At 63.9% G+C, this 23330-nt stretch carries 22 protein-coding genes and 1 riboswitch; of the genes, 12 read left to right on the forward strand and 10 right to left on the reverse strand.

Going from position 1 to position 23330, the window contains the following annotated elements; genetic code table 11:
- The first annotated feature begins 151 nt into the window (after positions 1-151).
- A riboswitch (SAM riboswitch) is annotated at positions 152-264 on the forward strand.
- A gap of 32 nt (positions 265-296) precedes the next feature.
- The 4 genes from MSTE_RS02315 (at position 297) to MSTE_RS02330 (ending at position 4740) form a co-directional block, all read left to right on the forward strand.
- On the forward strand, positions 297-1622 hold the full coding sequence (locus tag MSTE_RS02315) for an aminotransferase class V-fold PLP-dependent enzyme (protein ID WP_096505341.1): 1326 nt from the start codon (positions 297-299) through the stop codon (positions 1620-1622).
- A gap of 83 nt (positions 1623-1705) precedes the next feature.
- Complete coding sequence (locus MSTE_RS02320) at positions 1706-3295, forward strand: flavin-containing monooxygenase (RefSeq protein WP_096498655.1); 1590 nt, start codon at positions 1706-1708, stop codon at positions 3293-3295.
- A complete protein-coding gene (locus MSTE_RS02325; RefSeq protein WP_096498657.1) occupies positions 3292-4251 on the forward strand; it encodes an SDR family NAD(P)-dependent oxidoreductase in 960 nt (319 codons plus the stop codon). Before MSTE_RS02320 ends, MSTE_RS02325 begins: the two co-directional genes overlap by 4 nt.
- Positions 4252-4302: 51 nt before the next feature.
- Positions 4303-4740, forward strand: a complete 438-nt coding sequence (locus tag MSTE_RS02330) for a hypothetical protein (protein WP_193442052.1) — start codon at positions 4303-4305, stop codon at positions 4738-4740.
- Positions 4741-4752: 12 nt separating this feature from the next.
- Here MSTE_RS02330 and MSTE_RS02335 read toward each other — a convergent pair whose 3' ends face one another.
- Positions 4753-5274, reverse strand: a complete 522-nt coding sequence (locus MSTE_RS02335; protein ID WP_030095842.1) for a 2-oxo-4-hydroxy-4-carboxy-5-ureidoimidazoline decarboxylase — start codon at positions 5272-5274, stop codon at positions 4753-4755.
- Positions 5275-5388: 114 nt separating this feature from the next.
- On the opposite strand from MSTE_RS02335, the gene MSTE_RS02340 reads away from it, so the two are divergent.
- Entirely contained in the window at positions 5389-6075 is a 687-nt protein-coding gene (locus MSTE_RS02340) for a hypothetical protein (RefSeq protein ID WP_096505345.1), read from the forward strand.
- A gap of 6 nt (positions 6076-6081) precedes the next feature.
- Here MSTE_RS02340 and MSTE_RS02345 read toward each other — a convergent pair whose 3' ends face one another.
- Positions 6082-6570, reverse strand: coding sequence for an inorganic diphosphatase (locus MSTE_RS02345; RefSeq protein ID WP_096498659.1), 489 nt, complete (start codon positions 6568-6570; stop codon positions 6082-6084).
- Between the two features lie 105 nt (positions 6571-6675).
- On the opposite strand from MSTE_RS02345, the gene dacB reads away from it, so the two are divergent.
- From dacB to tilS, 3 genes are read left to right on the forward strand one after another with little or no spacing between them, the layout of a single operon-like run.
- Positions 6676-8073, forward strand: coding sequence for a D-alanyl-D-alanine carboxypeptidase/D-alanyl-D-alanine endopeptidase (dacB, locus tag MSTE_RS02350; RefSeq protein WP_096498661.1), 1398 nt, complete (start codon positions 6676-6678; stop codon positions 8071-8073).
- Entirely contained in the window at positions 8073-9143 is a 1071-nt protein-coding gene (locus MSTE_RS02355; protein WP_096498663.1) for a zinc-dependent metalloprotease, read from the forward strand. Before dacB ends, MSTE_RS02355 begins: the two co-directional genes overlap by 1 nt.
- A 2-nt stretch (positions 9144-9145) precedes the next feature.
- The gene (tilS, locus tag MSTE_RS02360) at positions 9146-10075 is read left to right on the forward strand and encodes a tRNA lysidine(34) synthetase TilS (protein WP_096505347.1); all 930 of its coding nucleotides are present in this window, start codon (positions 9146-9148) and stop codon (positions 10073-10075) included.
- Here tilS and MSTE_RS02365 read toward each other — a convergent pair.
- The gene (locus MSTE_RS02365; RefSeq protein ID WP_096498665.1) at positions 10072-11568 is read right to left on the reverse strand and encodes a flavin-containing monooxygenase; all 1497 of its coding nucleotides are present in this window, start codon (positions 11566-11568) and stop codon (positions 10072-10074) included. The two genes, tilS and MSTE_RS02365, sit on opposite strands and share 4 nt — an antisense overlap.
- 122 nt (positions 11569-11690) lie before the next feature.
- On the opposite strand from MSTE_RS02365, the gene hpt reads away from it, so the two are divergent.
- Positions 11691-12272, forward strand: coding sequence for a hypoxanthine phosphoribosyltransferase (gene hpt / locus MSTE_RS02370; RefSeq protein WP_096498667.1), 582 nt, complete (start codon positions 11691-11693; stop codon positions 12270-12272).
- Between the two features lie 28 nt (positions 12273-12300).
- On the opposite strand, the gene MSTE_RS02375 is transcribed toward hpt, so the two are convergent.
- The 6 genes from MSTE_RS02375 to MSTE_RS02400 all read right to left on the reverse strand — a co-directional run bounded on the left by MSTE_RS02375 (position 12301) and on the right by MSTE_RS02400 (position 17988).
- Complete coding sequence (locus tag MSTE_RS02375; RefSeq protein WP_096498669.1) at positions 12301-12909, reverse strand: SIMPL domain-containing protein; 609 nt, start codon at positions 12907-12909, stop codon at positions 12301-12303.
- Between the two features lie 3 nt (positions 12910-12912).
- Entirely contained in the window at positions 12913-13662 is a 750-nt protein-coding gene (locus MSTE_RS02380; protein ID WP_096498671.1) for an SIMPL domain-containing protein, read from the reverse strand.
- A 24-nt stretch (positions 13663-13686) separates the two neighbouring features.
- Positions 13687-14718: a zinc-binding dehydrogenase gene (locus MSTE_RS02385; RefSeq protein WP_096505349.1), complete on the reverse strand. Its 1032-nt coding sequence runs from the start codon at positions 14716-14718 to the stop codon at positions 13687-13689.
- 13 nt (positions 14719-14731) lie between these two features.
- Positions 14732-15934 carry an LLM class flavin-dependent oxidoreductase gene (locus MSTE_RS02390; protein WP_096498673.1) on the reverse strand — a complete coding sequence of 401 codons (1203 nt, stop codon included), beginning with the start codon at positions 15932-15934 and terminating at the stop codon, positions 14732-14734.
- Positions 15931-16896 (reverse strand): alpha/beta fold hydrolase, encoded by a 966-nt coding sequence (locus tag MSTE_RS02395; protein WP_096498675.1) that lies wholly within the window; start codon positions 16894-16896, stop codon positions 15931-15933. The genes MSTE_RS02390 and MSTE_RS02395 overlap by 4 nt, the downstream gene beginning before the upstream one ends.
- A 273-nt stretch (positions 16897-17169) precedes the next feature.
- Complete coding sequence (locus tag MSTE_RS02400) at positions 17170-17988, reverse strand: Coq4 family protein (protein WP_096498677.1); 819 nt, start codon at positions 17986-17988, stop codon at positions 17170-17172.
- 62 nt (positions 17989-18050) lie between these two features.
- Between MSTE_RS02400 and MSTE_RS02405 the strand changes: the two genes are divergently transcribed.
- The gene (locus MSTE_RS02405) at positions 18051-18713 is read left to right on the forward strand and encodes a TetR/AcrR family transcriptional regulator (RefSeq protein WP_096498679.1); all 663 of its coding nucleotides are present in this window, start codon (positions 18051-18053) and stop codon (positions 18711-18713) included.
- Here the strand turns inward: MSTE_RS02405 and MSTE_RS02410 are convergent.
- A complete protein-coding gene (locus tag MSTE_RS02410) occupies positions 18710-20263 on the reverse strand; it encodes a substrate-binding domain-containing protein (protein WP_096505351.1) in 1554 nt (517 codons plus the stop codon). The two genes, MSTE_RS02405 and MSTE_RS02410, sit on opposite strands and share 4 nt — an antisense overlap.
- Positions 20264-20468: 205 nt before the next feature.
- Here MSTE_RS02410 and MSTE_RS02415 point away from each other — a divergent pair, with 205 nt between their 5' ends.
- A complete protein-coding gene (locus MSTE_RS02415; protein ID WP_096498681.1) occupies positions 20469-20897 on the forward strand; it encodes a hypothetical protein in 429 nt (142 codons plus the stop codon).
- A 161-nt stretch (positions 20898-21058) separates the two neighbouring features.
- Positions 21059-23329, forward strand: coding sequence for an ATP-dependent zinc metalloprotease FtsH (ftsH, locus tag MSTE_RS02420; RefSeq protein WP_096498683.1), 2271 nt, complete (start codon positions 21059-21061; stop codon positions 23327-23329).
- The last annotated feature ends 1 nt before the right edge of the window (position 23330 follow it).

Below are 23330 nucleotides of genomic sequence, written 5' to 3' on the forward strand. Positions count from 1 at the left end.
TCCCCTCCACCAGTCAGTGTGCCCTACTGCGCGGGGATCGGAAAATCGGGCCGGATCACGACGTGACGTCGGCGATGTGACACCGCGCATTTGAAATCACCCTGCGCAATGCGCTTGACGATGGCCGCGGCCGGTGGGCACACTGCCCTCAGGTCATGAGAACCAGCGACAAGCCCTGGCTAGCTGGTCGGCAACCCTCCTCCACGGTGGGGTGCTCCAGGTGACGACCTGGCCGCGCTCAACCGAGTGTGGCAAGCGTGGACTCGCCGGGCGGGTCCGGTGAGATGGGATGTCACATGTCAGTGTCCACACAATCTGGATCTGAGCGACCGGTCGCGCGTGTCGTCGGAGCAGATATCAAAGTTCCTCTGGCACAAGGTGGTTGGATCAGATACGCCAATTTCGACTACGCGGCGAGCGCACCCGCGCTCGGCGATGTCGCGGACCGCGTCAACGAGTTGCTCCCGTACTACGCCAGCGTCCACCGCGGCGCCGGATACGCCTCGCGCGTGTGCACCGCGGTGTATGAGGGCACCCGGGAAACGGTGGGGCGTTTCGTGGGGGCAGCCCCCGACCACCATGTGATCTTTACCCGCAACACCACCGACTCTCTCAATCTGCTCGCTTCGGCGGTGCCCTGTGCGGCGGAGTCTGAAGGCCGGAGGCACCCAAATGTGGTGGTGCTTGATATCGAACATCATGCAAACCTGTTGACCTGGCAGCGATATGGCGCCCGAGTGGTAGCGCATCGAGCCACCGTCGCGGACACCGTCGCTGCGCTGGATGAGGAACTCGCCCGGAGGCCCGCCGCGCTGCTGGCCGTTGCCGGCGCATCGAATGTCACCGGCGAGGTGCTGCCATTGGCTGAACTCGCTGCCGTTGCCCACCGGCACGGCGCGAGGATCGCCGTTGACGGTGCGCAGTTGGTTCCACATCGTCGCGTCGACCTGGCGGCAACCGGAATCGACTACCTCGCGTTCTCCGGGCACAAGCTGTATGCCCCGTTTGGTGCCGGAGTCCTTGTCGGACAAAGTGACTGGCTCGACGCCGCGCGACCCTATCTGGCAGGCGGGGGTGCGGTGCGCAATGTCGGTATCGATGGGGCCGAGTGGCTCGTCGGACCGCAGCGGCATGAGGCGGGCACTCCCAATGTGGTCGGCGTTGCCGCCGTGGCGGCGGCATGTGAGGCATTGGCCGCGCTGGGAGAGATAAGCCGCCTCGAGGGGGCGCTCACCGTTCAACTCCGAGAGGGGCTCGAGGCGATCGAAGGCGTTGACACCCTTCGTATCTGGGATGGCGGTCGAGACGTGCTGGGCATTGTGTCCTTCACGGTCGCCGGATACACGCCGTCGGTGGCCGCCGCGTATCTGTCCGCCGAGCACGGAATCGGAGTGCGCGACGGCAGGTTCTGCGCGCATCCGCTACTGGCCAGATTGGGTGCTCCGGGTGGGGCGCTACGCGCAAGCGTCGGGCTGGGAACTAGTGCGGGTGACATCACGCGCCTCGTCGATGCGATCGGCCAGCTTGTTCGCCATGGCCCGACCCTGACCTATGTCGAGCGGGACGGACAGGTGGGGCCCGTTGACGACCCGCGACCCCTGCCGGATTTCCTGGTGGTCTGACGCCGAATCGCAGTATCCGTAACTTATAATATGTGATACTTTCAGTCCGACACATCACAGGGTCGGACCGACAAGGACGTCGAATGACTAGTACACGTGTGCGGGGTAGCGAAGTGAACGATCGGGAACGGGTTGTTCCCGACCATGAAGTCGTGATCATCGGAGCCGGCTTCGGCGGTATCGGAGCAGGTGTTGAGCTCACCAAAAGGGGAGTCCACGATTTCGTGATCTTGGAGAAGTGGGGGGCCGCCGGCGGAACCTGGCACGCGAACAAGTATCCGGGCGTGGCCGTTGATATCCCGACCGTTATCTACAGTTTTTCCTACGACCAGAAGACCACCTGGTCGAAGTTCTTCACCCCGGGTGATGAACTTGAGGAGTACGCCAACGAGCTCGTCGACAAGCATGACCTGCGCCGCAAGATCCGCTTCAATACACGCGTCGTTCGTCAGGAATTTGATGAGTCACAAAACATCTGGGCTCTTACCCTGGACGATGACACTGTCATCACCACTCGGCATGTGATCGCCGCGACAGGCGGGCTTGAGCAACCCAAGCTCCCGGAAATAGACGGCATCGATTCCTATCAGGGAGTGTTGATGCATACCGCGCTGTGGGACAAGGATGTTCAGCTTGCCGGCAAGAGGGTGGCGGTCATCGGAACCGGGGCGACCTCGCTGCAGCTGGTTCCCGAGATCGCTCCGGAGGTTGGCCATCTCACCGTCTTTCAGCGCACACCGATCTATGTCGGGCCCAAGCCCGACTTGAAGTACAACGCGTTCTGGCGGGCACTGTTCGGATTCCCCGGTGTTGCCAAGGGTATTCGACACGCGATCAACCTCGGCACCGCATACATCCCGGACGCTGTTTTCAACCTCGACTCCAAGTATGTCGAATCGGCGTCGATGGCAATGGCCAACAGAATTCGTTCCTGGATGCGTACACAGGTCGATGATCCGGTGACCCGCGAGAAGCTGCTGCCCTACTACGGATTTGGTTGTAAACGTCCGTCGTTCTCCAACACCTACCTCAAGACGTTCAACCGGCCCAACGTGGACTTGGTGACCGAGCCGATTCAGCGGATCACCGAGAAAGGTCTGCTGACCGCGGACGGCGTCGAGCATGAAGTAGATGTATTGATCTGTGCCACCGGATTTGCGATCTGGGATCACATGCCGGCCTTCCCGACCGCCGGGCGAGGCGGCAAGGACTTGAAGCGGTTCTTCCAGGAGAGTCGTTATCAGGCGTACCAGGGTGTTTCGATTCCCGAGTACCCCAACTTCTTCCTCGTTCTCGGGCCGTACGGATACGTGTTCGGGCCGTATCACATGCTGATCGAGTCGACGACCGCGCACGCGGCCCGGGTCATCGCGGAGACCAAGAAACGCGGTGCCACCACCGCGGAGGTCAAGCAGGACGTGCACCAGGCCTACTTCGACAAGATGCACCAGCGCAACAAGAATCACCTGTGGCTCTCCCCGGCATGTTCGACCGCCAACACCTACTACATCGACAATCACGGTGACTCGCCGTTCCGGCCAGGCGGTTTCGGCGAGATGTATTTCCACAACAAGTACTTCCGGTTGGACAACTATCGCTACGGCAGCGAGACGGTGGCGCCCGTGGTGAAGGTGGCATCGAGGCGCAAGCGCAACAAGGAGGTCGTGGGATGAGGCTGCTACCCGCACGTAAACCAGATCTTGTTGTGGTGACCGGCGCCGGCAGCGGCATCGGGCGGGCCATTGCCATCCAATTCGCCAAGAGCGGTGCGGAGGTGGTGGCATCGGATCTGGATCTGACGACCGCCCAGGAAACGGCGGAGATCATTCACAACAAGGGACTGCGTGCCGTCGCGTTCCAGCTCGATGTCACAGATCCGGCAGCCTGGGAGCGGTTCGCCGATCAGGTGCGGGCCGAATACGGTGTCCCCGATGTGCTGGTGAACAACGCGGGCATCATGGTTGGCGGACGCTTCTTCGACCTCGAGCAGGAGCACTGGGAAAAGCAGTTCCGGGTCAACGTTTTTGGTGTCGCATATGGCGGGCGCGTCTTTGGTAAGCAGATGGCCGAACGCGGTCGGGGTGGTCAGATCGTCAACATCGCCTCGGCGGGGGCCATCACTCCGACGCCGATCTTCCCCGCCTACTCTGCCTCGAAGGCTGCGGTGAAGATGTTGAGCGAGTGTATGCGGATGGAACTGGGACCCAAGGGAATCGGGGTGTCCGCGGTATGTCCGGGCTTCATCAACACCAACATCGGCGTAAACGCCACCGTGGCCGGTGTGGACCTGCCCGACGATGTGCGTGAGCGTGCGAACAACGTGATGAGGGCCTTCCAGTCCTCTGCCCCGATGAGAGTGCTGGATCAGTTGATCGGTCCCCCGCAGGTTGCGCGGGCCACGGTCCGCGCGGCGCGCTACAACTTTGCGGTGGCTCCGGTGCGTCCCGAAGCGTGGCTGGGTTACTTCTTGAGCAGGCTCCTGCCGGGTCTCAATCGACATTTCATGTATCCGATTCCGTACTGGCTCGGATTGGATATCGACTCGCTCATGCCGAGGGTGCAACGCGTCATCGACAACCTGACCGAACGCGCACCGACGCCGCCTATCTCCGAGCAGTCGTCGGTGTGATCGGGGCTGATCCGCTCACCCGGAATTGAACGATGGATCTACTGCGGCCTCGTGGGTACCGTGGCGTCTGTGGCGACACAACATCAAACGTTTCGGGTCTTCACCGACGACGCGGCCGGCTGGCACGAGCTGACCAACGGAACGGGTGTTACCGCACGCGTCAACGCCGCCGATCTCAAGCAGGCGCAGCGGGCCAGGCACGCGCTGCGCGCGGCACGCAAGGACGCACCCGCGGTCATCCTGTATGTTTACGTGCACATCGAGGCCGATTCCCGATCGGCGCGTAAGCATTTTGCGAGCCTGCGAGTTCCCTCGGCGGTGTCGTATGCGGGTACGCCGGAAGGGCTGGCGGGTCTGATCGCCGATATCTACCTGGCGGGTGTCGCCGACGGCGTGACCCTGATCCCGGCGTCGCCCACCACGGACATCGGTTGTGCCGCACGCCGCGTATTGGCGTTGCTGCCGCAGCGAATACCGCTGGCGGCGTAGTGCGCGGCTAGCTCACCAGTTGTCGTAACCGCCCTCGGGGCCGAGCATGCGCTCCAGACGGGTGCGGTTGATCTTTGCGAGCTCGTTACGGGTCACCTTGCGCTCGGTGTCCACGTCGTGGTGCATGCGGTCGGAGATCGCACGCAGCACGGAGGCCCCGTCCTGTCCACACAGGTGCATGACGAAGCGGTGGCCGAAGTGGTGCTCGTACCGGTGGGCAGCGGCCCGCAACGCGGCCATCATTCCCGGGGTCTCATCGCGGATCGCGCACTGCTCGGCATGTGAACGCGCACTTCCCGGACGTCTGCCCAGCGGCGGGTAGGCGATCAGTACCTCGTCCAGTGATTCCTCCGACAGGGCGAATAGCTCGTTGTCGGCGTATCGGAATAGGGCATCGTGATCGGCGAACGGCCGGGCGGCGGCGATTTTCCGCGCCCAGGTCACGCTGCCACCGCACTCGTACAGCGCGTGGACCGCTTTGGTGTCGGGCATCTCATTGAACGTGTCGCGGCCGATGCCCTGATGCATCAACATAGAACCATGATTCGACGGGGCGCCGCTGTTCGCTAGAGGGGGACCGTGCATTTTGCAGGAGCTTAACGCGACGTAACATTGCACCCGGTAGTGCTGGGGAAGGAGTGGGGGACAGTGACGGATCCGGCCTGGCAGGCGTACCCGCAGGAGCCGTGGCCACCCGGCGAGCCGATTCCCTATCCCGAGGATCCGAAACCTCCGAAGTGGCCGTGGATAGTCGCCGGCGTCAGCATCCTGGCGGTGCTGGCGATAGCGCTGACCGCGATTCTGGTCATCACCCGTCGAACCGAGGTGGCAACACCCACGACGGTCACCGTCACCCCATCGACGACCTGGACGGGGCCCAACGACGTCCCCCTGCCATCGATAACAACGACCGAGCCACCTCCGCCGTCACCACCCCCGCCGAACCCCAGCACGGGTGTCGAAACCACGCCAACGACCACCGAAGCACCTCCGGTGCCCACCACGACCGAGGCGCCCACGCCGGTGCCCACCACCGGAGAAGGCCCGGGCGGTTCGGGCCGAGGAGGCAAGAGCGTCACCTACAGCGCGTGGGGCTCGGGCGTCGACCCGCTGCCACCGCATTTCGGGTTGAAGGTCAGTTACTGGACCGGCACCGAGCTGGTGACGATCCAAGACATCAAGCTTCCCTGGGGTGTCTCGGTGACGATCACCAACTCTGCGGCGTCACCGCGCATGATTGTCGACTGGGGTGAGGCCAGTTGCTCGATCACCGTCGACGGCGTCGTCGTCGTCAGTAACAGCGGCCCGATGGGCGCCGTATGCGTGGCGCCCTGACCCGAGTCAGTGGCCCTGAGTTTTGAGGCGCTCGAACGACGCGATGACCTCGGCCTCGGCCTCGGCGCGGCCCACCCAGTCGGCGGCCTCGACGAACTTGCCGGGCTCCAGGTCCTTGTAGTGCACGAAGAAGTGCTTGATGGCATCCAGTTCGAAGCTCGACACGTCACCGATGTCCTGGATATGATCCCAGCGAGGGTCGCCCGCGGGCACGCACAGCACCTTGTCGTCGCCGCCGCCGTCGTCGACCATCTTGAACATGCCGACGGGCCGTGCCTCGACGATCACGCCCGGGAAGACGGGCTCGGGCAGTAGCAGCAGGGCATCCAGCGGATCGCCGTCCTCGCCGAGCGTGTTCTCGATGAACCCGTAATCGGTGGGGTAGGCCATGGGCGTGTAGAGGTAGCGGTCCAGGCGCACCCGGCCGGTCACGTGATCGACCTCGTACTTGTTGCGCTGACCCTTGGGGATCTCGATGGTGACGTCGAACTCCACACCCGCTCCTTGAATGTCGGTGGTACTTAGCCTGTCAAGTCTGCCTGTCAGTCTTCGCGCAAGCGCTCGTCCAGCGGGCACCAGGATAGCGATACCCTGCAGAGCATGGTCACCGCCAGGGCACTTGATCCGCGTCGCTGGCGGCGCTCTACCCATGTCCTGCTTGCCGTCGCCGTAGTACTGGCGATTGCCGCGTTGGTGCTCGTGGCCTCGCTGACCACCGGAGCTGCTACCTCCCGTCAATTGCAGGGCGCCGATCCGGAGCCCGTACTGGTCACCCCCAAGCCGGGGGTTGTTCCGGTTTCCGATTCCGCGCCGGTTCCTACGGCGGACGGTTTGGCGCAGGCCCTGGACAAGGCGCTGGCCGATCCGGCGCTCGCCATGTTCACCGGCCGGGTCACCGATGCGCTGACGGGCCGCGAGTTGTGGCAACAGGGTTCGACCGTGCCGATGGTGCCCGCGTCCACCAACAAGGTGCTGACTGCGGCGGCGGCGCTGATCTCCCTTGAGCGGGATGCCAAACTCACCACGTCGGTAGTGGCCGATACTGCGGGCCAGCGTGGATTGGTGACATTGGTCGGTGGCGGGGATCCGATCCTCAGTGCGGCTCCAGTGGGTACCGACACCTGGTACCGCGACGCCGCCCGCATCAGTGATCTTGCCGACCAGGTGCGTAAGTCGGGCGTCACCGTCACCTCAATCACCGTGGATATCAGCCGATTTGGTGGACCCTCGATGGCACCCGGGTGGGACCCGGCAGATATCGACGGCGGCGACGTCGCGCCGATCCAGGCCGTGATGCTCGATGCCGGACGCACACAACCGACCGACTATGACTCACGCCGTTCCACCACTCCCGCATTGGACGCCGGGCGTGCACTCGCCACCGCGCTGGGGGCCGACCCGGATACCGTGCGATTGGATACTGCGCCCCCAACGGCGAAATCCATTGCCTCCGTGCAGTCGGCACCGCTGATGGAGCGGCTGCGGGAGATGATGAACGCCTCCGACAACGTCATGGCAGAGACAATCGGCCGTGAGGTGGCGCTCGCCTCGGGCCGTCCGCAGACCTTCTACGGAACCGTCGATGCGGTCACGAGCCAGTTACGCAGCGCAGGAATCGATCTCACGGGCCTGACGTTGCGTGATTCCAGTGGGTTGTCGGTGGATGACAGGGTGACGGCACGCACCCTTGACGAGGTCATCGGAGCCGCCGCCGGTCCCGATCAGCCGAAGCTGCGACCGCTGCTGGATGTGCTGCCCATCGCCGGCGGCAGCGGCACGCTGTCGGAACGCTTCGTCCTCCAAAACCAAACCTCAGCGGGCTGGTTGCGCGCCAAAACCGGGTCTCTCACCGGGGTGAACACACTTGCGGGTGTGGTCACCGACATCAGCGGTCGGGTGCTCACCTTCACGTTGATGCAGAACCAGGCCACTGCCCCGACCGCGCGCAACGCGGTGGATAACACCGCGGCGGTGCTGCGGTCATGCGGATGTAGCTGATGGCCACGCCGGATCGCGTCGTGAAGCGCGGAGCCGGAACCGAGCGTCCCGAGTTGACGGTTGGCCGCATGGTCAATTGGGAGTTCGCCGCCACCGTGGGCGCCAAGCTGGCACGACCCGCGCCACCCACCACCGAATACACGCGCCAGCAGGCCATCGCCGAGCTATCGGATGCGGCGCGGCGTGCGGAGGCCCCGGTGCGTGAGCTCACCGGCCTGGCCGATGGGCTGATGGTTCCGGAGGCGCGGGTCATTGATCGCCCTAGCTGGATTGCGGCTGCGGCCGAGTCCATGCGGGTGATGGCAGGCGGTGACGGCGGCGCCTCGGGGTTTTTGTCCGGCCGCGTCGCCGGAGCACAAACCGGCGCCGTGCTGGCTTTCGTCTCGTCGGGCATTCTCGGGCAGTACGACCCGTTCACCGCGGAGGGGGCGGGCGCATTACTGCTGGTGTATCCGAACATCATCGCAGTGGAACGCCAACTTCGGGTGATGCCAAGCGATTTCCGGATGTGGGTGTGTCTGCATGAAGTGACGCACCGTGTGCAGTTCTCGGCCAACCCGTGGCTGGCGGACTACATGTCGGGCACCTTGGCGACACTCGCACATGAACAAGAAGAGGATGTGGCCGGCATGCTCGGCAGGCTGGCCGAGTTTGTCCGATCTCCGAAGGGGCAGGGCGAGAACGGGATTGTCGACCTTCTGCGCGCCATGCAATCCGAGAGTGGCAGGGACGCGCTGGATCGTCTGCTGGTGCTGGGCACCCTTCTCGAAGGACATGCCGACCATGTCATGGATGCGGTGGGCCCGGCCGTAGTCCCCTCGGTGTCATCCATAAGGTCGCGCTTCGAGGCACGGCGTTCACGCAAGCAGCCACCGCTGCAACGGGTCATCCGTGCGCTCATCGGCATGGATGCCAAGATGCGTCAGTACACCCGTGGCAAGAGGTTTGTCGACCACGTGGTGGGAACGGTGGGGATGGAGCGCTTCAATACCATCTGGCAAGACCCCGAGACGTTACCCAAGCCCGCCGAAATCGAGGACCCGGACCTGTGGATCGCCCGAGTTCTCTAGAGCTGCGGCGGGCTGTCAAAGCCTTTGGTGCGCAGTACCTCCCGAATGCAACAGAAGTAGCCGTGGCGCTCTCGGGTGGCGCTGATTCGTTGGCTCTCGTGGCGGCGGCCGTCGGGCAGGGCTGGACGGTGACCGCGCTGATCGTCGACCATGGGCTGCAGCACGGCTCGGCCGAGGTCGCGGCCCAGGCGCGGAATCAGGCGCTGGCTCTGGGATGTCGTGACGCATTGGTTTTTTCGGTGATCGTTGACGGCCCTGGCGGTCTGGAAGCGGCTGCCAGGGCTGCCCGGTATGCCGCGCTGCGTACGGCCAGTGACGGGCTGCCCGTGCTTCTCGCCCATACCCTCGATGACCAAGCCGAAACGGTGCTGCTCGGACTCGGGCGAGGATCCGGAGGGCGTTCCATCGCCGGAATGCGCCCGTGGGATGCCCCCTGGGGGCGCCCGTTCCTCGATATTCGCCGCACCGAGACGCGTGCGGCCTGCGCCGAATATGGCCTTACCCCATGGGAAGACCCGCACAATGTCGATCCGCGCTTCGTCCGGGTCCGCCTGCGTCATGAGGTGCTGCCGTTACTGGAGCAGGTTCTCGGAGGCGGTGTCGCCGAGGCCCTTGCCCGAACCGCGGCCTCGCTACGCGATGATGGGGATGCACTCGACGAACAAGCACGGGTGGCTTTCTGCGGTGAGGATTCCCTGGAGGTTTCGGGTCTGCACGACCTGGCGCCCGCTGTGCGGCGGCGGGTGATCAGACTGTGGCTGTTGGCCGGTGGCGCGCAGGATCTGAACGACAACCAGATTCGCGCGGTGGATGGGCTCGTCGCGCAGTGGCACGGGCAGGGCGGGGTTGCGGTGGGCGCAGACTTGCCGTACCAGCGTCTGGTGGCCTCGCGATCGGGTGACCGGCTGGTGCTGTCGATCCACGACGTCTAAGTGATTGCGAAGTCCTCGCGATTCGGGGAGGTGAGCGTGCGGCGGTAGTCGACGGGAGGCCAGGGCCACAGCTCTGGTACGCCGTCGGCTCCCAGATACCAGCTGTCGCATCCCGAGGACCACACGGTGTTGGGCATCGCCCGGCGCACCTCGGCGTTGAATGCATCTGCGGCATGCGCGGTCGGTGCCACCGATTGAACTCGGCCGTAACGGATTTCGTCGATCCAATGCATCGCGAACTTCACCTGCGTCTCGGCGATCGAGATGAGCGAGTTGTTTCCGATCGGACTGTTCGGTCCGATCAAGAGAAAGAAGTTCGGGAACCCGGCCAGACCCACGGCGCGGTATGCACGCGGCCCATCACTCCACACCTCGCTGAGCTTGACCCCGTTGCGGCCGATAACCTCCATCGGCCGCAAGTAGGAATGAGCGTCAAAGCCTGTGGCGCATACCAAGATGTCGAGCTCGTGCAGAACTTCATCGTTTGTGATGACGCCCTCTGGCACGATGCGTTCAATGCCCTCGGTGAGTACCGCGACATTGGGGCGTTGCACCGCCTTGAAGAACGGCACCGACATCACCAATCGTCGGCACAGCGGCTCGTAATCGGGATGCAGCTTGTCGCGTAGTGCGCGATCGTGGATGAGGAGCCGATGCGATGCCCGCACGAACCCCTGGATGAGTCGCCGCCGCACGCCGGGACTGACCACAGATCCACCCACGCCGCGCTCGAAATAGAAGCGCCACAAGCGGTAAGAGAATCTGTTCAGTATCGGAACCCGGGACCACATCGACTTCGACATGGATGAGTAGGTGAAGTTGGGCACAGGTGCGACCCACTGCGCCGAGCGCTGGAACACCGAGAGGCTCTGCACCTCGTCGGCGAGTGCGCTGATGATCTGGACTCCCGAGGACCCGGTACCGATAAGCCCGACCCGTTTCCCCGCATACGGTACCGAGTGATCCCACCGCGCCGAGTGAAAGCATGGACCGGCGAATGTTCGCAGCCCGTCGATATCGGGAAGGCGGGGGAGGTGTAGCACTCCGGTGGCACTCACCACGACATCAGCGGTGTCGCGGCTGCCGTCGGAAACTTCCAACTCCCAGTGGGACTGGCCCGGCCCATCTACCCATTCGGCTCGGGTGACGGCTGCGCCGAATCGGATGTTCTTGCGCAGACCCTGCTCGTCGGCGAATCTCACGAAGTATTGGTGGATCTCTGCGCCTGGTGAGAAGCCTTTGCTCCACGCGGGATTCGGGGCAAAAGAGTAGGAGTAGTAGCGCGACGGCACATCACACTGCAGACCCGGGTAGGTGTTATCCCGCCAGGTTCCGCCGACCTCGTCGGCCTTCTCGTAGACGGTGAAGTTGGTGATGCCCCGGTGCCGGAGGGTCGAGGCCATGCACAAGCCGGACATGCCGGCCCCGATTACCACCACGCGGATATCGCGGGACGGCAACTTTTCGCCTGCCCCGTAAGCGCCATTGCTCACGTTTCCATAGTGGCCTATTTCGTAAACAAAGTCACTAGCCAATTGGGATGAGCCGCTTGCGGGAAGACCGTCCGGGGAGGTCGGCTTGGAGAGCAAGCGTCCTCCATGGCACGCTGTCGGTCGTGACCTGCGAACAGCAACAGTCATGCGGCGAGCAATACAGCGGCGACGTGAAATCGGTGCTCCTCACCGAGGAGCAGATTCGTGCCCGGACTCAGGAGCTCGGCGCTGCCATCGGCGAGAAGTATCGCGACATCGAGGGCGACCTGCTGCTGGTGACCGTGCTCAAGGGCGCCGTCATGTTTGTCTCGGATTTGGCCAGGGCCATCCCCATCCCGACCCAGATGGAGTTCATGGCCGTCAGCTCGTATGGCTCGGCGACCTCGTCCTCCGGTGTGGTGCGCATCCTCAAGGATCTGGATCGGGACATCCAGAACCTCGATGTCCTGATCGTCGAAGACATCATCGATTCCGGGCTGACGCTGAGCTGGCTCATGCGGAACCTCGCCTCGCGCGGCCCACGGTCACTGAACGTGGTCTCGCTGCTGCGCAAGCCTGAAGCTAAGAAAGTCGACGTAGACGTGGCTCTCGTCGGCTTCGAGATCCCCAACGAGTTCGTGGTCGGTTACGGACTCGACTACGGCGAGCGCTACCGCGATCTGCCTTTCATCGGCACGTTGCACCCGCGCGTCTATACCGGCTAACTGTTGTCGACGGTCCTCTTGTCGGCGTTCATGTCAGCTCCCACGTCACGGTGATGGCGGCGCTGACGGTCTGCTGACCCGCCTCCACCGGCGGCCCGCTCGCCGCACGCAGCATCGCGAACTCGGCGCGCGGGGACGGGCTCGAATGGCCCCCGGTCTCGTCGATGCGTAGCACCTTGCCCAGGTTCCCCCCGGATAGGGTTGCGTACTGTTCGGCCCGGGCCCTGGCATCGGAGAATGCTCGTTCACGTGCCTGGGTAGCGAGATCGGTGCTGTCCTGCAAATCGAAGCTGACCCCGGACAGCTGTGCGGCCTCACCTCCCGCAGTGACGGCCTTGTCCAGCACATCGGAGACCTTCGATAGATCGCGGACGGTGATCCGCACCGAGTTGTCGGCCGAGTATCCGGTGATTTTGTTGCCGTCGAATTGCGGGTGCACCGACATCCATGCGGTTCTCACGTCCTCGGCGGCCACACCCGAGTCGAGCACCGCATCGATCACCGCACGAGCCTTGGCCTTCACGTCGGCCATCACCCCGGCGATACGCCGTGAGCGCACCGACACACCGACCGTGGCCATGAACACGTCGGGACTACCGCTGGCCTCGCCATGGCCCACAACCGTGATATCACCCATCGCCTAATTCAGCTCCCAGATGACGCTTACCTCGAATGTCACCGTCTGCTGGCCGGGTTCCAGCGGTGGCGCGAATGACGCGTCGGCCTGCATGGGTGCCCGCTTACCCATCATCGGCGCAGGGGGAGGCACCGATCCGTGGGATTCGTCGATGCGCAGCACCTTGCCCAGTGTGGAGCCCGATAGGCCCGCGTACTGCTCGGCACGGGCCTTGGCGTCATTGAAGGCACGCTCCCGCGCACCCTTCACCAGGTCGGCGTCGTTGTCGAGATCGAAGCTGACGCCGGACAGCCGTGCCGCGTCGCCGCCCGCCTGCACGGCCTTGTCCAGGACTTCGGATGCCTTCTTGAGATCGCGGACGTGGATACGCACGGAGTTGGTGGCGTTGTACCCGGTAATACGTGCGGGACCGCCCTGGGGGTATGTCTGTTCGGGCTGGATGGACAGCTCGTTGGTCTGGACGTCCTCGCGGGCCACCCCGGCACCGACCACGGCGTCGATGACGGCCTGAGCCTTCTCGCCGGCCTGAGACAGTGCCCCGGAGACGTCCTTGGCGGTCACCGATACGCCCACATCGGCGCGCAGGACATCGGGTGCGCCCTTGACCTCGCCCTTGCCGATCACCGTCACATTCCGCGTGGACTCCGGGCTGCCGGTGGAATCGTCACCGCAGCCGGCGACAAGCACCGCCATCGCTGCGGTGGCAGCCACAGCGGCCGTCCGAGTCAGTGCTGTCCGTCGTCGTACCCGCATATCACTTCCTGTCCTCCCCAACCTTTACGGCACCACCAAAATCTTGCAGTGATGCCCCGGATCGCCGAGATCGGTAAATGCCGATCCGACATCTTCCAGACCTACCTCACCTGTGACGAGGTGCGCAACATCGATCTCGCCGTGTGCGATTCGCCGCAGCGTTTCGGAGAACTCCGTCGGGTCGTAGGCGAGCACGAATTGAAGCGCAACTTCCTTGGCGATCCCGAAGTACGGGGTGATGGCATCGGGCTCCATGCAGACGCCCACAACCACCACCCGGGAGCTGTGCGGCGCATCCCTCAGCACATCGTTGAGGATGCCCGGCACCCCGACGGCCTCGAAGATCACCGGCGCGCCCTTGCCGACTCTGGACCAGGCCTCGAAGGTGGGCTCGACACCGGGGTCGACGACCTCGTGTGCTCCCATGAGCTGTGCCAGATCACGCCGGGCGGGGGAGTAGTCCGCGGCGACAATCGGCTCGATGCCCAGGTTATGCAGGGCGGCTATCACTGCTATTCCGACCGGGCCACATCCGATGACGATCGCTCCGCTACCCGGCTGGATGCCCGATTTGTTGACGGCATGCAGACCGACCGCCATCGGTTCGGTGAGCGCGGCGTGCCGTGGGTCGAGGCCGTTGGGGATGGGTAGCAGCAGTGGAGCGCTCAACAGCATCTGCTCGGCGTAGCCGCCGAGTGTGCTGTTGCTATAGACGATCGGTTCGATCCCCTTGGCAGATAGCAAGATTGGAATCGACGTCACGGCGGTGCCAGGCGCGGGTGCCTGCGTCCCCGGTCCGGCCTCGATCACTTCCGCGGCGAACTCATGGCCCATGAAGACGTCGGCCCCCAGGTCGATGCCGTCGGTAAGGCTGGGCATGCCGGCCATTTGCTTGGACAGTTCGATCGCTTGTGCGCCGTGCCGTGCGAAATGAAGGTCCGATCCGCAGATTCCGCATGCGGTGACTTTGACGAGTACTTGTCCTTCTCCGGGCACGGGGTCGGCCACATCGTCTCGATAGACCATCGCGCCGTTGCGCAGCACCGATGCTCGCATCAGATTGAACCTTTCACCGTGTTGTCTGCTCTTCGCGGAGCCGCTCATCGCTGACGTGCTCGCCGATGGCCTTGGCGACGGCTTCGCCGGCGCGGCCCAGTAGCTCGCCGCGCTTGGCCTGCGCCCAGTCGTGCGAGATCTTGGCGGCGGTGAGCTGTCCCGTAAAATGTGGAATCACCTTGCGGGCGAACAGTTCATAGGATTTGAACGTGGCTTCTGGCGACGCCCAGTCGTGCCCTAGCATCAGGAATGTGCCGAAACCGCCCGACTTGTCGAGCAGGCCCTGAATGTAGTCGATGGCATCCTCGGGCGTCCCGATGCAGCAGTTCCCTTCGTCCACATAAGCCTTGACGAACTCGCGCGGGTCCGCCTGGGCGCCGTCTACTTCATTCGCAAGGGGCAGGACCCCGACGGCACCGAAGTAGTGCGCGTAGTCCGGCAGACCGTACGTGCAGTCCTCGATGGCCTGCTCGCGTGTTTCGGCGAGGTGCATGATGCCGAGCACCCGCCAACTGGACCGATCTGGTTCGGGATGCCCGTGGGTGGTCGCCTGCTCACGCACCACCTCCCAGGCATTTTCCAATGCCGCGAATCCACCGGGGATCGATGCCGACAAGGACAGCAGCCCGGCGCCGAGCTTCCCGGCCAGCCGTGGCCCTGAAGGGGAAAACATTGCCGCGGTAAGGATTTCCGGATAGGGGTGGGTATAGGGACGCAGTTGCAGCTGCGCGTCCCGTAAAGTGAACCAGGATGTTTCGCGGGTGATGCGCTCCTCGGGCGCGGCGCGCAGCAGCGCCAGGATCGCCTCCAGCGACTCCTCCTGCATCTGGCGCTGGTCGAGCGGGTCGATGCCCATCATGTACGCGTCGGTGGGCAGCGCTCCTGGGCCGGTACCGAATATGACGCGGCCCCGGGTGATGTGGTCCAACAGAATCCAGCGATCTACCACCATCAACGGGTGGTGGTAGGGCAGAGACACCACCCCGGTGCCCAGTCTGATGTGTTTGGTGCGCTCGGACGCGGTGGCAATGAAGACCTCGGGACAGGAGATCAACTCGTAGCCGCCGGAGTGATGCTCACCAAACCAGGCCTCGTCATAACCCAGCCGGTCCAGGGCCACCACCCGGTCCAGGTCGTACTCCAGTGCGGTGGTGGGGTTTTGGCCGACAGGATGAAACGGGGTGATGAAGGCGCCGAATCGCAATGGGGTGCTCATCGTGCAACCTGCTGCAGGAATTCCAGCAGCGCGGCATTGACTTCGTCGGGCCGTTCCTGCTGAATCCAGTGTCCAGCGCCCTCGATCAGGATGTCACCGCGGTTATCGGTACGGTATTTCAGACTCCCCGCGTGGTCGGTGAAACCGAGAACGGGGTCGGCCGCGCCCGCGATGAATAAAGAGGGCACAACGACATTGGCTCCGGCTAAGCGCTCGGTCAGCGCCCAGTTGCGATCGAAATTCCGGTACCAGTTCAGTCCTCCAGTGAACCCCGTGCGGGTGAATTCCGCGATGTAGTGGTCCAGTTCGGTCTGGCTCAGCCACTCGGGAAGCTCGCCGGGATCGGACATGCGCTCGATGAATCCGGCAGGGCCGGGTGCGATCATTTGGGCGCCGTCGGTATGGGCCATGCCTGCCAGCATGCGGCGCATCGTGGCGGTGGGATCACGGTTGAGATCGGCGTCTGCGACCCCCGGCTCCTGGAAGTACAGGATGTAGAAGAAGTTGTCGCCGAACAGCTTTTTCCACGCCTGGGTGGGAGCCACCTGGCTACGCTGGGTGAAGGGAACCGACAGCCCGGCGACACCTTCGACGCGTTCGGGGACTGCGAGTGCGGTATGCCAGGTGACGACGGCGCCCCAGTCGTGCCCGATGAAGGTCGCCTTGCCGGCGCCCACCTCGTCCAGGATGCCCAGCAGGTCATCGGACAACGCTTCGATGTTGTAGTCATCGATGTGCGCCGGTGAACTCGACCTGCCGTAACCCCGCTGGTCGGGGGCGATCACGTGATATCCGGCGGCGGCGAGTGCCCGAATCTGGTGGCGCCAGGAGTAGGCCAACTCGGGGAAGCCATGGGCCAGAAGGACTACCGGCTGGCCCTGCTCACCCGCCTCGACGATGCGCAGGTGCACCCCGTTCGTGGCGATGTCACGTTCCCGGATATCCACAGCGGCATCGGTCATCAGCGCATTCTCACCTTCTGAGGGTGGTCAACAGCGTTGTTGTCGCTTCTTCGCCGGGCAGGCTCATCAGCGTTGTGATTGCCACTAAACCACAACACGTAATCGGCGACCAGCACGCCGATTGCCGTTCACACCGGAGCGGCCGAAGGCGCTCGGCTCCGAACCCATGTTGTGCACGCGGGTGTTCGGAATATTAGACATTCTGGCGATCTTGTCGGTGAATGAATCACCGAGGATCGTGCATGGGGCGAATCGTGTTGATTCGGTGGCGATTCAGGCCGCGATAGGGCCTGCGGAGAGGATGTGCTCGTAGTTCCAGGGGGTCGGCGGGTTGATTGAAGGCGGTGTCCATTCGGTGGTCCACCTACCCTGCGGATGCGCCACCTCGACCGGGCTCACCCCCAGCACCGACTGGGCCTCGCGATAGGGCAGTTCGAGTAGCTCCTCCCAGGGCGCGGCCATCAGCAGGTCGGCACGACGGCCGCGCTCCACCGCCTGGCGGTAGTAGCGGAGTTTGAACGGCGCTGAAGCGCCCGGCAGGGTGAGGGCGCCGAACATCCCGAGCTTCTCCAGTGGGCCTGCGGGTTCCATTTGTCCGCAATGGAATCCGATGTTGGCCATTTCGCCGGCGATGTCGGGACCGTAGCCGCCGATGGTGTGGAACATGTCATGAAGGGCAGTGCCCCTGATGATCATGTAGTAGAAGTCCTCGTCCCAGTTGTTCTTCTCGGCGATCGGCCTGATGATGTTCGCTTCGCCGAAGACGCCTGCGTCGAGTTTGTTGGTGTTCAGGAACGACAGGTAGGCGTGCCCCAGGCTGCCGAATGGCAGGGAATTCAGATACTCCACATCGTTGAGTACGGCTAGCAGGTCTGGTTTGTGCTTGAACAGCTTTCGGCCATTCGGATGGGCCCGCACCTGATAGTAGGAACGTGCGAAGACGGGCGCCTCCATGCCGAGGAACGCCTCATAGATGTCGCCGTGGTACTTGGCATCAATCAGCATGCGCCAAGCCCTCAGCCAGGGCGTCCACGTCGTGCGGTCTGGTACGACACCGCCGGGATTAGAGTATTTGGCCAGGTCGGTTTGCATGCAATTGATAATAGGCAAATCTATAAAAGTGTCAATATATTACCTGAGGAGGTGGCTGCGGGGTGGTTCGTAAGAGTGAGGGCGAGAGCAAGGTTTCACGTGGACGCGGCAGACCGCCGGGCGGTGGTAACACCGCCCAGCAGGCGCAGGCGCAGCTTCTTGATGCTGCGGAGCGGCTGTTCATCGAGCGCGGATACGGCGCATCCACGATGGAAGCCATTGCGCGGGAAGCCGGATACAGCCGAGCGGTGGTGTATCGGCATTTCCGGAACCGGGACGATCTGATGGATGCCCTGGTGGTCCGCGCGACGATGAGTGAGATCACCAACATGATCGGTCGACTTATCGTGCTCAAGGACCTGGCCGAGATCATTCCGGAATCGATGGTGATCGTTTCCGTGGAGGTCGGCGCCAATCCGCTACTGCGCGTGCTGGCGGACCGCGATGATCGCGGCACGGTCGCCTCGTTGATTGTCAACGCGCCCCATCTCATCGACCTGTTGACCTCGTTGTACGCAGGTGTGTTCAGCACCCGGATGGCGGAGGTGCGGCAAGGTGTACGGCCCGAGGACGCCGCGCGGTACGTGCTGTCGGTGGCGCTTTCCCTGCTCCTCGGGCTCATCCCGGGAACCGATAATCCGGAGCAGGTTCGGCGCTATGTCAGGGTTTTCGTGTTGCCCACGTTGCTCGCCAACCCACCGGCGCCGGAGGCCGTGTTCGTCTAGCGGGCGGCGGTCCGAGCCCTGATGAGATCGATGACAATGTTGGGGATCTCATCCGCGCTGCGTGCGACGCGACTGCCGCCACCCGGGGTGGCATCCGAAATCTGTTTAAGCACAGCGGCATCGGCATCCTCTGTGATGCCGAGGGTGATGAGCACAACGGGCCGTGCGGCGTCTTGCTCTTTCTTCAATGTCGCGAGCAATCGGTCCAAGGAAATGCCGTTCGGATCCTCGTTCGCGCCGTCGGTGATGATCACCACGCTGTTGACGTAGTGCGGGTCGTATGTCGACTGGACCTTGCGGAACGCCGCGAGTGTGGTGTCGTACAAGCCGGTTCCACCGCCGACGAGGGCGTCCAGGCCGTGGCCCTCGTCCGCGAGGAGCTGACGTTGGGACCTATCGCCCACCTTCTCGTCGAGCGTGCGGATGGGTAGCAGGTCTTTCCAGTCCTGTCCCGGCCCGCCCTTGTCGATCGAGAAGGCCCACAGCCCGATCTGTGCGTTCTCGGGGAACAGCGGAAGCCCGTTGTCGATCGCCTGGCTCAACAGACCGACACGGGTGGTCTGCCCGGCGGAGAACTTCATCGAGCCGGAGACATCGAGAACGGCAAGCATTCGAGAAGGCAAGGCCAGCATCGCGTATCGGCGCATCGCGGTGTCGAGCGCGGTCAGGTCGTTCACGGTCAGTGTCTCGATCCTGCCCAACCCCTTGCCCCCCGGCGGCGCGAAGTCCGGTCCGCGGAATCCCGCACTCGTCAAGGCATCTGCACCGTTGCCGCCGGTCAGTCGCTCTGCAAGAGCTTCCCCTGCCTGCTTGGCCTTCGCATGTCGATCATTGGCGGCCTCGGTCACCGCTATCGGATAGTTCAGGGCCGGAGCGCCCGTCGTGGGAACGACGGCGGTGAGCTTTGTGTCGGGATGTTTGGCGTTGAAGTCGATGAGTTGTTGTTCGGTGGAGACTGCCAGGCCGCCTGTCTTGGCCACCTCGCTCAGCCGTTCCTCGGCGCTGCTCTGCTTGGTATTGGTCAGCTGTGACTGCGCGATGGGAACGAGTGCCGCGGTGATGGCATTGGGATCACTCTTTCCCTGTTCGGCCTCGGCGAGCGCGCCCACCACGGCGTCGTCGAGTGGATTACCGATCCGCAGTGCGGGCTGCTTCAACACGCTCAGCCAGGAGTCGAATGTCGGTGTCTCGCCCTGTTTGGCGGCCACCACAATGGGGGTTCTGGCCACCGACTGGCTCGCCGAATCCAAGGCGGACCCGGTGGCCCGCATCTGTCTCGCCAACCAGATAGACGAATCTGGGAGCCACAACGCGGGCGCACCCCCGGGCTTGCCGAGCGTCGCTGCTGTTGCCGCGGAGGGTTTCGCGTCCACGGTGAGTTTTGTGCAGCCGAGTTCTTTGGCGCTCGCGCCGTCAAGCGCCTTCGAGACGGCCGGCGCGATGGCCGGGTCGGCGGCCACCGCGAAGGCTGCGATGTCTGTACATCGTCCGGAGAACTTCTTGTATGCGAAGAACCCGATACCGCCGAGCAGGATGGCAATTGCCGCCAGTGCGATCCACTTGGGCAGACTCGTACGGCCCGACTGTTGTCTTCTGCGATTGCGTTCACTGTGGCGACCGGGCATGACTGGACCTCTTCGTTCTCGGCCGCACGCAGACCTGGTGCCCGCGTCGTGAGGCTCGGGTGATAGTACCGTGAACAAGATCACGCTCTGGTGGCCTGAGCAGGCACTTGACGGGTACGGAAGGGGGAATATGCGGGTATTGGTGGGGGTGATGTGCTGTGCCCTGTTAGCTGGGTGTTCGGCATTCACATTCGGTGACGACCCGGTCGAGGTACCGCTCGCCGAGGCCGAGGATTTCGGGCGGATTGACGTCCCGGACGGCGTTGCGGTGCTGAAGGTGATGCGGACGCACTTCCAGGACACGCTCTACGCGGTGGCCTTGCGGGCCACGTCACGGGAGGCGGAGATGATGCTGCGGAATTCGAAGTTCACCGAGCCGTTCCGCCCCGTGCAGGACCCGGCGACCCTCAGTGCGATCGCGGGTCCTCCGTTGTCCAGCGCCACGAACGTCAAAGAGGCCCAAGACCATGTGGAGAAGCCGTGGGTTTATCGCAACATTGTCCAAGACGTCAGGTCACCCGATGAGGTCCACCTGCATATCAGCCTGTTCAACACCTAGCCCTCTAGTGAGCCTGGGGACTACCTCCGTTTTCTCCCTCGGCGTAGTGCGCGCCAGAGATGCGAACATGCAGGTGAGGTAGCCTGAGAGTTCATTACGTATGCCTATGGCCTGCCCCATGACGACGGAAGGACCGGGCCGCTGACCGCGGCCGACGCTGTATGAACCGGACAAACGTGTTTCGCACCCTGGGCGTCATCGTGGTGGTGCTGCTGCTGGGGTGGTCGTTCTTCTACTTCGGCGACGACACCCGAGGTTACAAACCCGTGGACACCACGGTCGCGATCAAGCAGATCGACACCGACAACGTCAAGAGCGCTCGCATCGACGACCGTGAGCAGCAGCTGCGACTGGACCTCAAGTCCGGCAACGGTGATACCGAGGGCAAGGACAAGGTCATCACCAAGTACCCGACCGGGTACGGAGTGCCGCTGCTGGAGAAGCTGAACGGCAAGGGCGCGGCCGTCAGTACGACGGTGAACCAGGGCAGCATCCTGGGATCGCTGCTGCTGTACCTACTGCCGGTGATCCTGCTGGTGGTGCTGTTCTTCGCGTTCAGCCGCATGCAGTCCGGTGGACGTGGCATGGGCTTCGGTTTCGGTAAGTCACGGGCCAAGCAGCTGTCCAAAGACATGCCGAAGACGACCTTCGCCGACGTGGCCGGGGTCGACGAGGCTGTGGAAGAGCTCTACGAGATCAAGGATTTCCTGCAGAACCCGTCGCGGTATCAGGCGCTCGGGGCGAAGATCCCGCGCGGTGTGCTGCTCTATGGCCCGCCGGGTACCGGTAAGACGCTGCTGGCCCGCGCGGTCTCCGGCGAGGCCGGAGTGCCGTTCTTCACCATCTCCGGTTCGGATTTCGTGGAAATGTTTGTGGGCGTGGGTGCTTCGCGCGTACGTGACCTGTTTGAGCAGGCCAAGCAGAACAGCCCCTGCATCATCTTCGTCGACGAGATCGACGCCGTGGGCCGGCAGCGCGGTGCGGGTCTGGGAGGCGGGCACGACGAGCGCGAGCAGACCCTCAACCAGCTGTTGGTCGAGATGGACGGCTTCGGCGACCGGCAGGGCGTCATCCTCATCGCCGCGACCAACCGTCCCGACATCCTTGACCCGGCGCTACTGCGCCCCGGTCGTTTTGACCGGCAGATCCCGGTGTCGAGCCCCGATCTGGCCGGTCGCAAGGCCGTGCTCAAGGTCCATTCTGCGGGCAAGCCGTTCGGTCCGGACGTCGACTTCGACGGGTTGGCCAAGCGCACCGTGGGCATGTCCGGTGCCGACCTGGCCAATGTCATCAACGAGGCCGCGCTGCTCACCGCACGTGAGAACGGCACCGTCATCACTGCCGCGGCGCTGGAGGAATCCGTCGACCGGGTTGTCGGCGGTCCGCGCCGCAAGGGGCGCATCATCAGCGAGCACGAAAAGAAAATCACCGCCTATCACGAGGCCGGGCACACCCTGGCGGCGTGGGCGATGCCGGATATCGAGCGGGTGTACAAGGTCACCATCCTGGCGCGCGGGCGCACGGGCGGGCATGCCATCGCGGTACCCGAGGACGACAAGGGTCTGGCCACCAGGTCCGAGATGATTGCGCAGCTGGTGTTCGCCATGGGCGGCCGTGCCGCCGAGGAACTCGTGTTCCGCGAGCCGACCACCGGCGCGGTGTCCGATATCGAGCAGGCCACCAAGAAGGCTCGCGCCATGGTCACGGAGTTCGGCATGAGCGCCAAGCTCGGCGCCGTGCGCTACGGCACCGAACACGGCGACCCTTTCCTGGGACGAACCATGGGCACGCAGCCGGACTACTCCCATGAGGTTGCTCGCGAAATCGATGAGGAGGTGCGCAATCTCATCGAAGCCGCGCATACCGAGGCGTGGGCCATCCTCACCGAGTACCGAGATGTGCTGGACACGTTGGCCGGTGAGCTGCTGGAGAAGGAAACCGTGGTCCGCAAGGATCTGGAGGAGATCTTCAAGGACGTGCAGCGTCGTCCACGATTGACCATGTTCGACGACTTCGGAGGCCGGATTCCGTCCGATAAGCCCCCCATCAAGACTCCGGGTGAGCTCGCCATCGAACGTGGTGAACCCTGGCCTCCTCCGGTCCCCGAGCCCGCGTTCAAGAAGGCCATCGCCGAGCAAGCGGCCGCTGCGGTGCCCACGAATGGCGCGCCGTCTGTACCGAATGGTCAAGGCGGTCAACCGGTTCCGCCAGGAAGCCATCCGGGTCAACCGTCGGGTACCAACTACGGCGCACCCGCGGGCTGGTACGCACCCGGCTGGCCTCCCCAGGGGCAGCCTCCGTACCCGCAGCCGGGTTATCCGCCGCAGGGACACGCTCCATACCCACCGCATGTCCCGCAGCCCTACCCGTATCCGGTGCCGACTCCGCATCAGCAGCCGGCTCCGGATGAGGGCAGCGAGAGCAAGAGCTGAT

Source organism: [Mycobacterium] stephanolepidis, assembly GCF_002356335.1.
Taxonomy (GTDB): domain Bacteria; phylum Actinomycetota; class Actinomycetes; order Mycobacteriales; family Mycobacteriaceae; genus Mycobacterium; species Mycobacterium stephanolepidis.

Bases quoted from the DNA above. Each gene is read 5' to 3' on its own strand.
- MSTE_RS02315 (WP_096505341.1), top strand. From the start codon at position 297: ATGTCAGTGTCCACACAATCTGGATCTGAGCGACCGGTCGCGCGTGTC.
- MSTE_RS02320 (WP_096498655.1), top strand. From the start codon at position 1,706: ATGACTAGTACACGTGTGCGGGGTAGCGAAGTGAACGATCGGGAACGG.
- MSTE_RS02325 (WP_096498657.1), top strand. From the start codon at position 3,292: ATGAGGCTGCTACCCGCACGTAAACCAGATCTTGTTGTGGTGACCGGC.
- MSTE_RS02335 (WP_030095842.1), bottom strand. From the start codon at position 5,274: ATGTTGATGCATCAGGGCATCGGCCGCGACACGTTCAATGAGATGCCC.
- dacB (WP_096498661.1), top strand. From the start codon at position 6,676: ATGGTCACCGCCAGGGCACTTGATCCGCGTCGCTGGCGGCGCTCTACC.
- MSTE_RS02355 (WP_096498663.1), top strand. From the start codon at position 8,073: ATGGCCACGCCGGATCGCGTCGTGAAGCGCGGAGCCGGAACCGAGCGT.
- MSTE_RS02375 (WP_096498669.1), bottom strand. From the start codon at position 12,909: ATGGGTGATATCACGGTTGTGGGCCATGGCGAGGCCAGCGGTAGTCCC.
- MSTE_RS02380 (WP_096498671.1), bottom strand. From the start codon at position 13,662: ATGCGGGTACGACGACGGACAGCACTGACTCGGACGGCCGCTGTGGCT.
- MSTE_RS02385 (WP_096505349.1), bottom strand. From the start codon at position 14,718: ATGCGAGCATCGGTGCTGCGCAACGGCGCGATGGTCTATCGAGACGAT.
- MSTE_RS02390 (WP_096498673.1), bottom strand. From the start codon at position 15,934: ATGAGCACCCCATTGCGATTCGGCGCCTTCATCACCCCGTTTCATCCT.
- MSTE_RS02395 (WP_096498675.1), bottom strand. From the start codon at position 16,896: ATGACCGATGCCGCTGTGGATATCCGGGAACGTGACATCGCCACGAAC.
- MSTE_RS02400 (WP_096498677.1), bottom strand. From the start codon at position 17,988: ATGCAAACCGACCTGGCCAAATACTCTAATCCCGGCGGTGTCGTACCA.
- MSTE_RS02415 (WP_096498681.1), top strand. From the start codon at position 20,469: ATGCGGGTATTGGTGGGGGTGATGTGCTGTGCCCTGTTAGCTGGGTGT.
- ftsH (WP_096498683.1), top strand. From the start codon at position 21,059: ATGAACCGGACAAACGTGTTTCGCACCCTGGGCGTCATCGTGGTGGTG.